The organism is Chryseolinea serpens (assembly GCF_900129725.1).
Classification (GTDB): domain Bacteria; phylum Bacteroidota; class Bacteroidia; order Cytophagales; family Cyclobacteriaceae; genus Chryseolinea; species Chryseolinea serpens.
In genome coordinates this window covers 1,312,437-1,327,271 of sequence record NZ_FQWQ01000002.1, presented here as the reverse complement: position 1 = coordinate 1,327,271, position 14,835 = coordinate 1,312,437, and the positions used below count along the sequence as shown (strand labels likewise).

Sequence of the window (14,835 nt, the reverse complement as noted above, 5' to 3'; positions counted from 1 at the left end):
CTGCAGCGTTTGTTTGGGGTGACGCGAACCTGATAAGCCGGGTGATCCTATGATCCTCTACCCTCGCGTACCCGGAACTAACCAAACTATGAAACGAAATTTACCTGTCTTATTACTCTCCCTGGTGACGGCCATGAATATGTTGTCGTGCGCAAAGAAAGATGCGTGCCACGATGAGATGGTTGCCATCCTGGATCGCGTACACAAAGCCTCTTATCGCCCGGCCAACCAGTTTTACCCGGAGGCGGGCTTGCCCTATATGGATTCCCTGCTGGGCCTCCCGCACAGCACCCCCAGCCAGGTCCGCTACTGTCAATATTTAAAGGCTAACATTTACCTGGAGTTGGGCCAGGAAGAAAAAGCCGTCGAACTCCTGGAAGGCGTCGTGAGAGATGACCCTGAATTTCAGGTGGAGCTGGCCTGGAAGGATTTGGCCGTGGCCTATTTGCGTCAAGGCGAAAGAGCCAATTGCATTTCCAACCACGCTTCCGAATCGTGCATCATGCCCGTGAAAGGTATGGGCATACACGACGATCCCCTGGGATCGCGGAAGGCCATTGAAATTTATCAGCGTCTGCTGGAGAAACATCCCAACGACATCGAGTCGCGATGGTTATTGAACCTGGCCTACATGACGCTGGGAAAATACCCGGCCGGTGTGCCCGAAAAATTCCTGATCCCCGGCATGGAAGGCGACACCACCGTGAAAGTGAAACCCTTCGACGACATCGCTGCCGACCTGAAGCTCGACGTGAACAACATGGCCGGAGGAAGCATCGTGGAAGATTTTGACAACGACGGCTACCTCGACTTGCTCACCTCCGGCATGGGCACCGAAGAAGCGATGCACTATTTCAAGAACAATGCCGATGGAACGTTCACCGACCTCTCCGACAAGGTGGGCCTCAAGGGCATCAGCGGCGGCTTGAACATGGTGCAGGCCGACTACAACAACGACGGCTTCAAAGATGTGCTCGTGCTGCGCGGCGCGTGGAAAAAACAATTCGGTGAAGAACCCAACTCCCTGCTGCGCAACAATGGCAACGGCACCTTCACGGACGTCACCACGCAAGCCGGTCTGCTATCGTTTCACCCCACACAAGCGGCCACCTGGAACGACTTCAACAACGATGGTTGGATTGACTTGTTCATTGGCAACGAAACAGCCGTCGCGCAATTTGAAAAAGGTCACCCGTGCGAACTCTACATCAACAACCAGGACGGCACCTTCCGCGAAGTTGCCAGAGACGCCATGTGTGACATCGAGTTGTATGTAAAGGGAGTGACCTCGGGCGACTATGACCACGACGGATGGAAAGATCTTTTTCTCTCCACCATGAACGGCCAGCGCGTCCTGCTAAAGAACATGGGCGTGCAACAAGGCAAAGAGATCGCCTTTGCAGATGCCACACACGTTGCCGGGCTGGATCATGAACGCGGCAACACGTTCCCGACCTGGTTCTTCGACTACGACAACGACGGCTGGCTCGACATCTTTGCCTGCGACTACACCTTCCGCCACACGCTGGCCTTCTATGCCGCCGCAGAAAAACTGGGCATCCCCGAAGGCAACCCGCAAAAAATGTTGCTGTACCACAACAATCACAACGGCACCTTCACCAACATGGCCGACAGTCTCGGACTCGACAAGGTAACCTTTGCCATGGGATCGAACTTCGGCGACATCGACAACGACGGCTGGCTCGACATGTACCTGGGCACGGGCAACCCGGATTACAAATCGCTTGTCCCAAACAAAATGTTTAAAAACCTGGGTGGAAAAAAATTCGCCGACGTCACCAGCTCCGCGCGCGTAGGGCATCTTCAAAAAGGTCACGGCGTTTCTTTTGCCGATATGGATAACGATGGCGATCAGGACATCTACATTGAAATGGGTGGCGCCTTCCCTGGCGATGCATACCAGAACGCTTTCTTTCTGAATCCGGGTCAGAGCAACAACCATTGGATCTCGTTGCAACTGGAAGGCACCAAAGCCAACCGCGCGGCCATCGGCACCAGCGTGAAGGTCACCTTCACAGAGAATGGCCAACAACGAAGCGTCTACCGTGATGTAAACTCCGGCGGCAGCTTCGGTTGTTCACCGCTGCGGCGCGAGATTGGGGTGGGCCAGGCCGCCACCATCGATGAGATCGAAATTCGCTGGCATGGCAGCAACACTGTGCAGGTTTTCAAAAACGTAGGGGTCAACCAGTTCTTCAAGATCACCGAGGGCGACGACCAATTGAAAAAGGTCGACCTCAAGATGTTGATCTGGTCCCTGCCCGACAAGTTGTGTTTGCCCTTGGCATACAACAAGCCATAATCCGTTGGCTCAACACCGATAAGGAGGTGGCACGCTTGATGACTTGGGCGTGCCCCTCCTACGTCGGGTCGGGTCGGCTCGTATCGAACATGTAACTAGCCCTCTATTGCGTATACCCCTCCCGAATGTTCGGGTCGGGCTGTCCGCTATAGTCCTCGCTCCACCGCACCGGCCCACGCTGCTCCGGGCTGCCGCTACCATCCCTCACGCGTGCGGGGTCATAAATATGTCTCACGTTACTTTAAGTTTTCACGTATCTATTCATTTTATGGAGAGCGCTGGATCCTGATTGATCAATCCGCGCTTGATCAAAATGCGAATCCGATTGCGGTAATGCAGCAACTCAAAAATTAGATTGTCGACCCCTTGTTTCAACGTCCAGTTCGTCGCGGGATATATCGCATTAGTCGCAAATCCGCTTGTGGCCATCATTTTCCGGGGTGACCACACGTTCCATTGCCAGATCTAAGCAAATATATCTCCCCTTATGAAATCGCTGAAAAGAAATCTGAACCCAAACGTAGTGTTAGCTGGAGCCATCCTTATCCTGGCAAGTGTGTTTACTATTTCGGCTTGCAACGACGCAGATGAACCCGTCGCGACCCCTTCGATAACAAGTTTTACACCGACGAGCGGCCCTATCGGAACGACCGTCACCATAACGGGCACGAACTTCAACAGCACGATTGCCAATAATACCGTGACGTTCAACGGCACACAGGCAACGATAACGGCGGCCATTTCCACGCAACTCACCGTAACGGTTCCAACGGGCGCGACCACGGGAAAGATTGCCGTTACCGTTAGCGGAACGACGGTGACTTCAAGTGCCGACTTCACCGTAACAACTTCGACGACGACGAGTGACTGCAGTTCGGCCACAACACAAATTGAAAAGCTGGTGTGCCTGGCCAACACCTTCCTGTCCACGTTGACCAGTACGCAGCAGTCCGCTGTGGTGATAACGTTAAATCTAACGAATGCGAAAAGATGGTCAAATCTGCCTTGTGCTTTGTCGTGCCGGAATGGATTACTTTTCAGTAGTTTGACAACAGCCCAGCAAACAGCAGCCTTGGCGGTGATCGAGGCCGCATCAGGAACCGTCAGCAATGAGGGCTATGAAGAATTTCAAACGATTCGCGCAGCCGATGACTACCTGGGCACGATGCAGTCCGGATACAGTTCGGGGAATTATGTGATTGCATTTTTGGGGACACCGAGCACGACGGGTAAATGGATGCTCCAGTTTGGCGGGCATCACTACGCTCAGAACATAACTTACGACAATGGACAAGTCACCAGCATAACGCCATTGCATGAGGCGGTCGAACCAAACGGCTCCTTCACCGTGAATGGCACGACCTACAGCAGTCCGATGACCACGGAACTTGCCGCAGTTCGCGATATGCTTGCAGCATTCACCACGAGTGAGCTTGCTTCAGCCAAGATCTCGACAACTTTCTCGGATTGTCTAATGGTTCCCGGCTCGACCACCAACACATTCCCGTCTACAAAACAGGGTATACAGGTAGGTAACCTGAATTCAATCGCCCAGGCAAAAGTATTAGTGACCATTGCCGCCTGGGTCAATGATGTAGATCCGACGAGTGCTGCGACGTATCTCACTACTTATCAAAATGAGCTGGCGAATACATATGTTACGTATTCCACCAACACAAGTGGTGCCTCGGGGAATGCGAGTTCATTTTTTACCTCCAATACAGACTACGTGCGAATTGATGGACCAAGCGTATGGATTGAATTCATCTGTCAAAATGGGGTCGTCATTTCAAATCAAGTGCACTATCACACCGTAATGCGCGACCACAACCGTGACTATATCGGACTATAAGAATAAGCAACGTTCATTCGAGTTTATGGAAGCCCATTCATATTTCAGCGATCGCCAGCGTAAAAACTGGCGATTGCTCTTTTGGATAACGATCTTTGCGATGAGCGTTCTTTCCCCGCTAAGCGTCCACGCCCATCCATCGCCGAATTCAATATTACTCCTCGATGTAAGCTCACGCCAGGTCGTGTTGGAGGCACACATTCCCTTGCCCGAATTGGCACTCGTGTTGGGTGATGAAATACAAAAGACGCCCGAAGTGCTAACCGAGCGCTTCTCGTCACCGCTGCGCGCCTATCTGACGGAACACATTCATGCGTATGTTGACAAAAATCACCCGTGGCAGGTGTCCATTAAGCAAATGAGAATGGACAAAGGCAAATACGTCGACAGCAACATTCCGTATTGGGAGGTCGCCGTACAATTTGTACTGCTCCCAAATCCCGGCGAAGGCACCCGATCCTTTACATTGCAATACGATGCGGTCATGCACCAGGTGATGAATCACGTCGCGTTTATTTCAATCAGAAGCGACTGGGAGGCTGGTATCATCCATGCCGATACCACAAAAGATGTCAGTGTGATCGGTTGGAACCTAAGCGACAATTCGATTCCCCCGCTGGACGTGAACCTTGATGCGGGCAGTTGGTGGAAGGGGATCGCCAGCATGATCATGCTCGGCATGCAACACATAAAAGAAGGCACCGACCATTTGCTTTTTCTGCTGACCCTTCTTCTGTCGGCACCATTGACAGTTAAATACCACAGGTGGAGCAATTATGGTGGTCTCCGGTACAGCGTGTTTAACCTGCTAAAGGTTGTCACAGCATTTACGATAGGCCATTCGCTCACCTTATTAGTTGGAGCTTTGGGTTGGACACGCATCCCCAGTCAGCCGGTCGAAGTGCTGATTGCATTTTCAATACTGATCTCGGCAGTCCACGCATTCCGTCCGATCTTTGCCGGTAAGGAAATCTATATCGCCGCCGGCTTTGGGTTGATTCACGGACTTGCTTTTGCCAGCATCCTCACGGATTTAAACCTTGACACGGAACAAATGGCATGGAGCATTCTTGGATTCAATATGGGTATTGAGCTTATGCAGATTTTTGTGATTGCGATGACCATGCCATGGCTTATCGTGCTGAGCCGTTCGGCGCATTACGGCATCGTGAGAAGGGGTGGAGCAGGCTTTGCGATCGTCGCTTCCCTGGCATGGATTTTTGAACGCGTCTCCGGAACGTCAACGTTCATTTCAGTCATTATTGAAAAATTTGCCGGTCACGCGATGTACGGCATTGGTTTGCTTGCTGTTATTTCACTTGTCGTTCATTTTCTAAGCCGGCCCAAGGTTAACGTTGTGTAGGATGGGTGCACGTTAAGGGTACCGATCACGGGCCACTGCCACCGTGCATCGACACCGTGACGTTTGGACATGTTTTTGTATTTTGCATCATGAAAAAGAAAGAAATCCGTTTCCGCTGCTGGATCGAGATCGATGGTGTAAAATTCTTCGGCCCGGGCCCTGCCGAATTGTTGGAGCACATCGAACAGGAAGGCTCCATCGCAAAAGCAGCAAAACAAATGGGCATGTCCTACAAAAAAGCCTGGGACATGGTCGACGATCTGAACGCCCGTGGCAAAAGCCCTTACGTAGAATCCCGCAAAGGCGGCGAAAAAGGGGGCGGGGCTTCCTTGACCAAGGCCGGCAAAACCGTGGTGGCCCATTACCGTCGCCTGGCCGCCAAACTCAATAAGATCGTTGAAAAAGATGTGGCCATTCTGAAACACATCTGACGTTTTTCGTCAGGTGAACCCCGCCGTTCGCAGGCGCCGCCGGCAGTTTGGTCCGGTATTGTATTCTTCTCCCATAATCTGATCGCCCCACCGGCATCGAACATAGCAAAATGCGTATCTTTCGATATATATGATCGTATATATCGAAAAATCAATGCTATGAAAAGACTGTTACTCCCCATTGCCTTCTTCACATCATTTACTGTTTTTGCGCAGGCCCCCGACAGCCTCGCCCAGCGCGACCGTGTGTTCACGTTGGGAGAAGTGCTGGTGCTAGGTTCACCCCTCGACACCGCCAACGCGCTGTCGTTCAAGAAAATTGAAAAATTCAACCGGACCGACGTTTCCAATGCCCTGAACATATTGTCCGGCGTAACGTTGGCCAACGTAGGGCCGCGCAACGAATCGGTGGTCTACGTACGCGGCTTCGACCTGCGGCAGGTGCCGGTGTTCATCGACGGCGTGCCGGTGTATGTTCCCTACGATGGCTATGTCGACATGGGACGATTCACCTCTGTGGATTTATCGCAGGTGAATGTGTCAAAAGGATTTTCCTCTATTCTATACGGGGCCAACACCATGGGCGGCGCTATCAACCTGGTGTCGCGAAAGCCACAGCAAAAGTTTGAGCTGGGCGCACGGGCAGGCGTTTTCAGCGGCGAAGGATTCCGGTGGAATGTGAATGCCGGCTCGAACCTGGGGAAGTATTATTTTCAACTGGGCTTGTCGCAATTGAAACAGAACTATTTCCCCATGTCGAAAGACTTCACCGCCATGCCCAACGAAGACGGTGGTGAGCGCGAGAACTCTTATCGCGACGATATCAAGTTCAGCGTAAAGGCGGGCTTCACCCCGAATGCTACCGACGAATATGTCGTGAGCTTTAGTACGCAGCACGGTGAAAAGGGAACACCACCCTATACCGGCACGGACCCGAAAATACAAACGCGTTTCTGGCAGTGGCCCAAGTGGGATAAACAAAGCCTCTACTTCGTTACCAACACCGCCCTCGGCACAAAAAACAAACTAAAGACCCGCTGGTACTACGACACGTTTGTGAACGAACTCTTCAGCTATGATGACGCCACCTACTCGAAAATGACCAAAGGCTATGCGTTTCAAAGTTACTACGACGACTATACGGTGGGGGGAAGTGCGGAATTGGAATCGCATGTGATCAGCAAGAACACATTGAAATTGGGTGCTCAGTATAAGCGGGATATCCACCGCGAAAACAACCTTGGGGAGCCACAGCGGACGTTCATCGACAACACGCTTTCCATCGGGCTGGAAAATACGTACCAAATTATGCCCACTGTGGCCGTCGTGCCGGGCATCAGCTACAACGCCCGCAACAGCTCCAAGGCGCAGGACTACAACGCGGGCACGAAAGAAGTTTCTGATTTTCCATCCAATAACAACAACGCAGTGAACGCCCAGTTGGGGATCTTTTGGGACGTCAACCCAAGCCATACGCTGAAGGGCACGATCTCGCGCAAGACGCGTTTTGCCACCATCAAAGACCGCTATTCCTATCGCATGGGGCAAGCCATTCCCAACCCGGATCTGTCGGCTGAAGTGGCCGTTAACTACGATCTCACCTACACCGGGAAGTTTTTCAACAAGCTGGTGGTAACCGCCAGCGCTTTCCGCAGCGACATCTCCAACATCATCCAACAAGTGGACAACGTGCAGCCGGGCCGTTTCCAATTGCAGAACGCGGGCGACGCTTTGTTTTATGGCTATGAGGCCAACGCCGACTACCATCTCATGAAAGGCCTGAACCTGGGGGTCAACTACACCTACATGCGCCGGAAAAATGAGACCAATCCGTCCTTATATTTCACCAACGTCCCCGATCACAAAATTTTCGGATTCGTGGACTATAGCTTCCTGTCGCGCGTAAATATCCTGGCAAGTGCAGAACGCAACAGTAAGCGCTACAGCACCAGCTATGGAACATCGGCCGGTGGCTATACGGTGGTGAACACAAAGGCTTCGGTGAAGATCATCAAGAACCTCCAGCTGGAAGGCGGTGTAAATAATATATTCGACACCAACTATGCGTTGGTAGAAGGATTTCCGGAAGCCGGCCGTAATTATTTTGTCAGTTTGAGCTTCCGTAATTTTTAAAAGAGAAGGGAAAAAATGAAGAAACGAAAGCGGCCCTCGGTATGGATGCTCGCAACTGCGGCGACGACGCTGACGGTCTTGCTTTCGTTTCAAACACCCGGTCCCTCATCCCAACCCTACACCCTCAACTACCCAGCCTATTTCGGCGGCAGGTTCACCATCCCCGAAAACAACCCGATGACCCAAGAAGGGGTGGCGTTGGGAAGGATGCTGTTTTATGAGCCCAGGCTGTCGGGCAACAACCGGGTCACGTGCGCCACCTGTCACCAACAAAAATTGGCGTTCACCGACGGCAAAGCCTTTAGCGCGGGCGTTGACGGAACGTTGACCAAACGCAGTTCCATGTCGCTTTCCAATCTCTTGTGGGTGCGGAACTTATTCTGGGATGGACGGGTGAGTGGCCTGGAAGCCCAGGCCGTGGTGCCGCTAACGGACCCGCACGAGATGGGGCAGTCGCTCGAAGCGTCGGTGATGAAGTTGAAAGCCGACGGTTCATACCGCGAAAAATTTGCCCAGGCGTTTGGCTCCGGCGACATCACCGGAGAAAACCTGCTAAAGGCCCTCGCGCAATTTGAACGTACGCTGATCTCTGGCGATTCGCGTTACGATAAATATCTGCGCGGGCAATATCAACCCACAGCGCAAGAGCTGCGCGGCATAGAACTCTTCATGACCCCGCCTTCGCCGCAGCGGAATATTCGCGGTGCCAACTGCGGCCACTGCCACGGAACACCCAAAACTTTTGTCGAGCTCTTTCACAACAACGGACTCGACACGCTGCCCAAAGACGCAGGTCGCGAAGCCATCACCGGCCAGGCCATCGACCGGGGACGTTTCCGCGTGCCCACGCTACGGAACATTAGTCTCACAGCGCCCTACATGCACGACGGCCGGTTCGCGACATTGACGGAAGTCCTGAATCACTACAACGAACACGTGCAGCCCAGCACCACCCTGAGTCCATTCATCGCCGAAGCCACCAACGCGGTGGACGGTAAAAGTCTTATGCTGACGGAAACCGAGAAAGGCGACCTGTTGGTTTTCTTGCAGATGCTTACCGACTCGGCCTTTGTCAACAACCCTGATTTTTCGAACCCTCATTTTTTAAGAAGCACAAAACCGTAACTTTACCCTATGAGCAAGAAATTTTGCAATCCCTTTTTGCTGGCAGCCCTGCTGCTGATCTCCATCGCGGGTCACGCTCAACCTAAACCATCGTTCCGCGTGGAAGGCGAAGTGCTGAAACCGCGCACGCTCACGCAAGACGACCTCCTGAAGTGGAAGACCACCGAAGTGAAGGGCAAAGACCGCGACGGCAAGGAACACGTGTTCAAAGGCGTGCGCCTGGTCGATGTGCTGGATTCGGCTGGTGTAACCCTCGGCGGGAAACTGAGGGGAGAGAACCTGGCCAAATACGTCCTCGTGAAAGCCGCCGACGGCTATGAGGTGATCTTCTCCCTTCCGGAAATCGACCCAGAGTTTACCAGTCAAACCGTGTTGCTGGCCTACGAAGTGGACGGCCATCCGCTGGCGAAAGGGGAAGGTCCGTTTCGCATGGTTGTACCATCGGATAAAAAACAGGCGCGTTGGATTCGGGAGCTCACCACGATCAAGGTGGTGTTTTCAAAAGAATGACGGCGTCTGCGTAAGCAGCGTACAAATATTATTTTTGGTGATATGAACAGGATAAGACTCAGTATCGTATGCATTGTCATGATGATCGCCGGGCAGGGGCATGCACAACCCAAGATCCTGATCGCGGCGGCATCCGATTTGAAATTTGCCCTGGACTCCGTGGCCGCTACGTTTAAGAAAACTCACCCCGGAACGGTGGACATCACTTATGGTTCGTCCGGAAAATTATTCGAACAGATCTCCAACAGCGCGCCCTTCGATATTTTCTTCTCAGCCGATATCACGTATCCCCAACAGCTTAAGCAAAAAAAATTGACCCTTTCCGAGATCTATATATATGGAAAGGGACGCATTGTGTTATGGAGTAAAAAGATCGATCCGGAAAAAGAAGGCATGAACACCTTGTTGTCGCCGTCCATTTTGAAAATTGCGATCGCTAACCCACAGCATGCACCCTATGGAAAACGCGCGGAGGAGGCATTGGCTTATTATAAATTGACGGAGCGTGTGAAATCGAAATTGGTGTTTGGTGAGAATATTTCGCAGACCGCCCAGTTTGTGACTACGGGTGCGGCCGATGCGGGCATCGTCGCGTTGTCGCTGGCCCTTTCGCCAAATATGAAAAAAGAGAACGGGACCTATTTTCTCATTCCCGAAGAAAGCCATAAACCACTCGAGCAAGGAGCGGTCATCACAAAACACGCGCTGGGCAACGCCTACGCCAAAGCCTTCCTGGACTATATGAACGGCGCCACGGCCAATGCCATTTTGCTCCACTTTGGGTTCACCAAACCCTAGCCTATGCTCGACCTTTCCCCCTTCTACCTGACGCTGAAATTAGCCACCGTGACGACGGCGATCCTGTTTGTGATCAGCGTGCCGGTGGCCTATGGATTGGCGTTTGCCCGCTGGCGTGGCAAAGTGATCGTCGAGTCGATCGTGGGCCTGCCGTTGGTATTGCCACCTTCTGTTTTGGGATTTTATTTACTGCTGGCGCTCAGTCCGCTAAATGCATTCGGTCATTTCCTGGAAAAATATTTCGATCTGCGACTCGTGTTCACCTTCCCGGGACTCGTGGTGGCATCTGTAATTTATAGCTTGCCGTTCATGATCCAGCCGATCCAAAATGGCTTTCGGTCCGTGCCCGTGGCCCTCAAGGAGGCGGCGTACACATTAGGCAAGAGCCGGTTCACTACCCTCACCAAAGTTTTGCTCCCCAACATGAAAGGTGCACTCCTCACGGGTTGCATGCTCACCTTCGCGCATACGATTGGTGAATTTGGAGTGGTGTTGATGGTGGGAGGAAATATACCGCACGAGACGCGCGTGATTTCCGTGACGATCTACGATGAAGTGGAGGCCATGAACTATCACCAGGCGAATGTGTATGCCTCGATCCTGCTCGTATTTTCTTTCCTGGTATTGATCAGTGTTTACCTCGTAAACAATCGTGCATTTAAAGTTGACCCGTATCATGATTGAGCTCGCCATCACTCGAAAGCTACACGGCGCCGGTGGCGCGATCAACCTAAACCTGGATGTCAGGATCGGGACGGGTGATTTTGTGACGGTCTACGGTCCCTCGGGCGCGGGCAAAACCAGCGTACTCCGCATGCTCGCCGGCTTGCTCACGCCGAATGACGGACGCATTGTCTGCGATCGCCAGATCTGGTTCGACAAAAGTAAGGACATCAACCTAAGGCCACAGTTCCGGAACCTCGGCATGGTCTTCCAGGAATATTCGCTCTTCCCCAACATGACGGTGCAAGGCAACCTGGAGTTTGCCCTGCAAAAAGACCAGCCGAAATCAAGGATCGACGAGTTACTGCAATTGATCGAGTTGGAACAGCTCCGCGATAAAAAACCAGCGTTGCTTTCCGGCGGACAAAAACAACGTGTGGCGTTGGCCCGCGCCCTGGTGCGCCAACCCAACCTATTGCTCCTGGACGAGCCCCTGTCGGCGCTGGATACGGCGATGCAAATAAAACTTCAGGATTATATTTTACGCGTACACCGTCAATACAACCTCACCACCCTCATGGTGAGCCACGATCTCAATGAAGTAATCAAAATGTCGAAACGCGTTTTGATTTTGGAAGACGGCATCATCAAAAAAGATGGGCCGCCACTCGAGGTGTTGCCGTTGGATAATTTGAAGCCGTTTATAACCGGCGGTCTTTCGCGTTGAATGGCAAGCGGGGTCGGCCCGTCACGAGCGATCCCCAATGACGCGTTAAGATTTTAACAATTCAAATGAAAATACGCTTCCCTTCCCGATGTGACTCTCCACTTTTATCTTACCACCCTGGGCCTCGATAAATTCCTTGGAAATGGCAAGTCCCAGGCCCGTGCCCGATGGTGTGCCCGGTACCTGGAAGAATTTTTCGAATATCCTGTTCAGGTATTTTTCCTCTATGCCGGGGCCGTGGTCTTCGACCGAAAAAATGATGGCGCCGCTCTCCGATTTGCACCGCACCGTCACCGTTTCATTTTCCGGACTATAGCGGATGGCGTTGGTGAGGAAATTCACCAATACCCATGTCGTCTTGTCCAGGTCGGCCTGCAGGGATGGGATGTCGTGAAACGGCGCCACGGTTATGGCCACATGTTTTCGCTCGGCTTGAAATTTCACGGCTTCGGCGGCCAGGTGGATAATGTCGCCGGCGTCGGCCTTGCGGATGTTGAGCTTGATGTTGCCGGTCTCCACCTGGGAAAGATCCAGCAGCTCGTTGGTGATCTTCGAAAGGCGGGTGACTTCATCGTCGAGTGTGTGGATGATGTTGAGTTGCTCCTCGTTTAGCTCGCCGACCCGTTTGTCCTGCAGAAGGCGCGTGCACATTTGCAGCGAGGCAATGGGTGTTTTTAGTTCGTGTGAGATGGTGGCAATAAAGTTTGTCTTGGCCAGATCGAGTTCTTTGTAGGAGGTGATGTTCTTTAATAAAATCACCTGACCGATCTTCATCGCATCCGTTTCCCCTGTGGGCGTATGGTGGATGGTGATGGATTCTTTTGAAAAATAATTTTCTTTCCCGCCGATCACGGCTTTGACGAGCGCGCTTTCGGCTGGTGGGCTCTGCCGGATCAGACTTCTGAACAAGTCGTTATTCACGGCGATGTCGGGCGCATAGCGATCCATCACATCGTTGCTGGAAAGATTTAGCAGGTTCAGCGCAGGCTCGTTGGCGAAGATCACTTTGTCATGTTCGTCAAGCCCGATCACGGGGTCGGTCATGCGGTTGATGATGGTCTCGATGCGCTTCTTCTCAAACAGTATTTTGGCCAGATTGCTGTGTTCGTATTCGTCGAGCTTTTCTGCCATTTGGTTAAACGCTTCAGCCAGTTCTTCAAACTCGTCCTTGCGGTCGAAGTGCAGCCGCTCTTCGTAATTTTTGCGGGCGATTGACTTGATACTGCTGGTGAGCTGCACAATGGGGTTGGCGATGTAGCCGGGGAAGTTGATGATAAATGTAAACGCTGCCAGTGTACAAATGCTGCCGATGATGATCAGGTAGGTGGAAGCTTTGGTGGCCGTCTTTTGCGTCACTTCATTCTTCCGGATGATAGCTTTCATGTTCATATCCTGAATAGCAAGACAAATGCTTCGGATACGCACGATGTTACTGTCACCAAGCGTGGTGTTTTTTAGTCGCTCGAAGGCCACGCGAAGCGCAAGGGTGAGTTCGCGTTCACCCTTCTCCGTTACGTTGGCCTCCTGCAGTTTGAGGTTGGCCGCCATAGCGTTCATGGCCTTGACGGAGTCGATCTTCAGGCTGTCGCAATTTTCGACAATGCTTTTGGTGTACTCCAGCGTTTCATAGTTGTCGGTCAATATGTTCTCCGAATCGTTGGAGAGCGTTTCGAGATAATACAATCCCAACCCGCCGATGGTAACGATCACCAGGAAGAGAAAGATTACACCCCATGCCACTTTGATCTTGATGCTCATGATAGTATCACTAAGTCGATATCTGAATCTGAAAGTCTGTTAAGCAACTGGTTGAAGACGTTGGTCTTCAGGATCACTTGCCACAGCCGCAAGTGAGGCTTGCCGATGCACACGGTGGTGATCTTTTTTTCTTCCGCCACCGTGGCGATCACATCGGGTACGCGATTGCTTTTCACCTGGATCACTTCGGCACCCAGCTCGGTGGCCAATTTGAAATTGTTGATCAGGTGACGTTGTACGGAAAGCTTTATCCGGTTGGAATCTTCCTGCGGCGTCTGAACATAGAGCACATGCCATTTTGAATTGTAATACCCCGCCAGGCGGGCGGTCTTGCGAATGATCATTCGGGCGGTATCGTGGTTGGTGCTGATGCACGCCAGGAATCGCTCGTGTCGTATCCTTTTGTCTACCGTAACCTCGCTATCTACTTTGCGCTCGACCTGTGAGGCCACTTCCTTCAATGCCAGTTCGCGCAGTTGCAGGATCTTCTCCGCCTGGAAGAAATTTCGCAAAGCGGTCTCGATCTTGGAGGGATGATAGATCTTTCCTTCACGCAGGCGCACGATAAGCTCGTCGGCCGTCAGGTCGATGTTCACTACTTCGTCGGCGAGTTGCAGCACGCGGTCGGGTACGCGTTCGCGCACTTCGATGCCGGTGATCTGCTGGACTTCTTCGTTCAGGCTTTCGATGTGCTGGATGTTCATGGCGCTGATCACGTTGATGCCTGCGTCCAATATTTCCAACACATCTTGCCAGCGTTTTTCATTTTTGCTGCCTTCAATATTGGTATGGGCCAGCTCGTCGACGATGACCACCTCCGGGTGGATGTTGAGAATAGCCTGCAGGTCCATTTCCTCGAGTTCTTTGCCCTTGTAGAAGACGGTTTTCCTTGCGATCATCGGTAGGCCTGCGATGAGGTCATGGGTCTCTTTCCGGTTGTGCGTTTCAATGAAGCCTACCTTCACATCCACGTCATTCTTTAACAAACTGTGGGCTTCCTGCAACATGCGATACGTCTTCCCCACACCGGCGCTCATGCCGATGTAGACCTTGAATTTCCCACGCCTGGATTTCTTGATCAGGTTCAGGAAGTGTTCGACCGATTTCTCTTTTTCTTCCATGTCAAAGTTATGAAAGGCGTTCACCTGCGCA

Annotated in this window: 13 protein-coding genes; 10 read left to right on the top strand and 3 right to left on the bottom strand. The window is 52.2% G+C overall.

What is annotated here, in order from left to right:
• Positions 1-88: 88 nt before the first annotated feature.
• Entirely contained in the window at positions 89-2,323 is a 2,235-nt protein-coding gene (locus BUB30_RS19535) for an FG-GAP-like repeat-containing protein (protein ID WP_221408744.1), read from the top strand.
• A 103-nt stretch (positions 2,324-2,426) separates the two neighbouring features.
• On the opposite strand, the gene BUB30_RS35815 is transcribed toward BUB30_RS19535, so the two are convergent.
• Positions 2,427-2,558 carry a hypothetical protein gene (locus BUB30_RS35815; protein WP_262485806.1) on the bottom strand — a complete coding sequence of 44 codons (132 nt, stop codon included), beginning with the start codon at positions 2,556-2,558 and terminating at the stop codon, positions 2,427-2,429.
• A gap of 252 nt (positions 2,559-2,810) precedes the next feature.
• On the opposite strand from BUB30_RS35815, the gene BUB30_RS19525 reads away from it, so the two are divergent.
• The 9 genes from BUB30_RS19525 to BUB30_RS19485 all read left to right on the top strand — a co-directional run bounded on the left by BUB30_RS19525 (position 2,811) and on the right by BUB30_RS19485 (position 11,925).
• Positions 2,811-4,175, top strand: a complete 1,365-nt coding sequence (locus BUB30_RS19525; protein ID WP_084138239.1) for a DUF3500 domain-containing protein — start codon at positions 2,811-2,813, stop codon at positions 4,173-4,175.
• A gap of 25 nt (positions 4,176-4,200) precedes the next feature.
• Entirely contained in the window at positions 4,201-5,538 is a 1,338-nt protein-coding gene (locus tag BUB30_RS19520; protein WP_073137118.1) for a HupE/UreJ family protein, read from the top strand.
• 89 nt (positions 5,539-5,627) lie between these two features.
• Positions 5,628-5,969 (top strand): winged helix-turn-helix domain-containing protein, encoded by a 342-nt coding sequence (locus BUB30_RS19515; protein ID WP_073137116.1) that lies wholly within the window; start codon positions 5,628-5,630, stop codon positions 5,967-5,969.
• 159 nt (positions 5,970-6,128) lie between these two features.
• Entirely contained in the window at positions 6,129-8,102 is a 1,974-nt protein-coding gene (locus tag BUB30_RS19510; protein ID WP_073137114.1) for a TonB-dependent receptor plug domain-containing protein, read from the top strand.
• Between the two features lie 15 nt (positions 8,103-8,117).
• Positions 8,118-9,227, top strand: coding sequence for a cytochrome-c peroxidase (locus BUB30_RS19505; protein ID WP_073137112.1), 1,110 nt, complete (start codon positions 8,118-8,120; stop codon positions 9,225-9,227).
• Between the two features lie 9 nt (positions 9,228-9,236).
• Positions 9,237-9,737, top strand: a complete 501-nt coding sequence (locus tag BUB30_RS19500; protein WP_073137110.1) for a molybdopterin-dependent oxidoreductase — start codon at positions 9,237-9,239, stop codon at positions 9,735-9,737.
• Between the two features lie 42 nt (positions 9,738-9,779).
• Complete coding sequence (modA, locus tag BUB30_RS19495; protein WP_073137108.1) at positions 9,780-10,535, top strand: molybdate ABC transporter substrate-binding protein; 756 nt, start codon at positions 9,780-9,782, stop codon at positions 10,533-10,535.
• Positions 10,536-10,538: 3 nt separating this feature from the next.
• Positions 10,539-11,219: a molybdate ABC transporter permease subunit gene (modB, locus tag BUB30_RS19490; RefSeq protein ID WP_073137106.1), complete on the top strand. Its 681-nt coding sequence runs from the start codon at positions 10,539-10,541 to the stop codon at positions 11,217-11,219.
• The gene (locus BUB30_RS19485) at positions 11,212-11,925 is read left to right on the top strand and encodes an ATP-binding cassette domain-containing protein (protein ID WP_073137104.1); all 714 of its coding nucleotides are present in this window, start codon (positions 11,212-11,214) and stop codon (positions 11,923-11,925) included. The genes modB and BUB30_RS19485 overlap by 8 nt, the downstream gene beginning before the upstream one ends.
• Before the next feature lie 45 nt (positions 11,926-11,970).
• Here BUB30_RS19485 and BUB30_RS19480 read toward each other — a convergent pair whose 3' ends face one another.
• The gene (locus BUB30_RS19480; protein ID WP_073137102.1) at positions 11,971-13,683 is read right to left on the bottom strand and encodes an ATP-binding protein; all 1,713 of its coding nucleotides are present in this window, start codon (positions 13,681-13,683) and stop codon (positions 11,971-11,973) included.
• On the bottom strand, positions 13,680-14,804 hold the full coding sequence (locus tag BUB30_RS19475) for a histidine kinase (protein ID WP_073137449.1): 1,125 nt from the start codon (positions 14,802-14,804) through the stop codon (positions 13,680-13,682). Before BUB30_RS19475 ends, BUB30_RS19480 begins: the two co-directional genes overlap by 4 nt.
• Positions 14,805-14,835 lie beyond the last annotated feature (31 nt).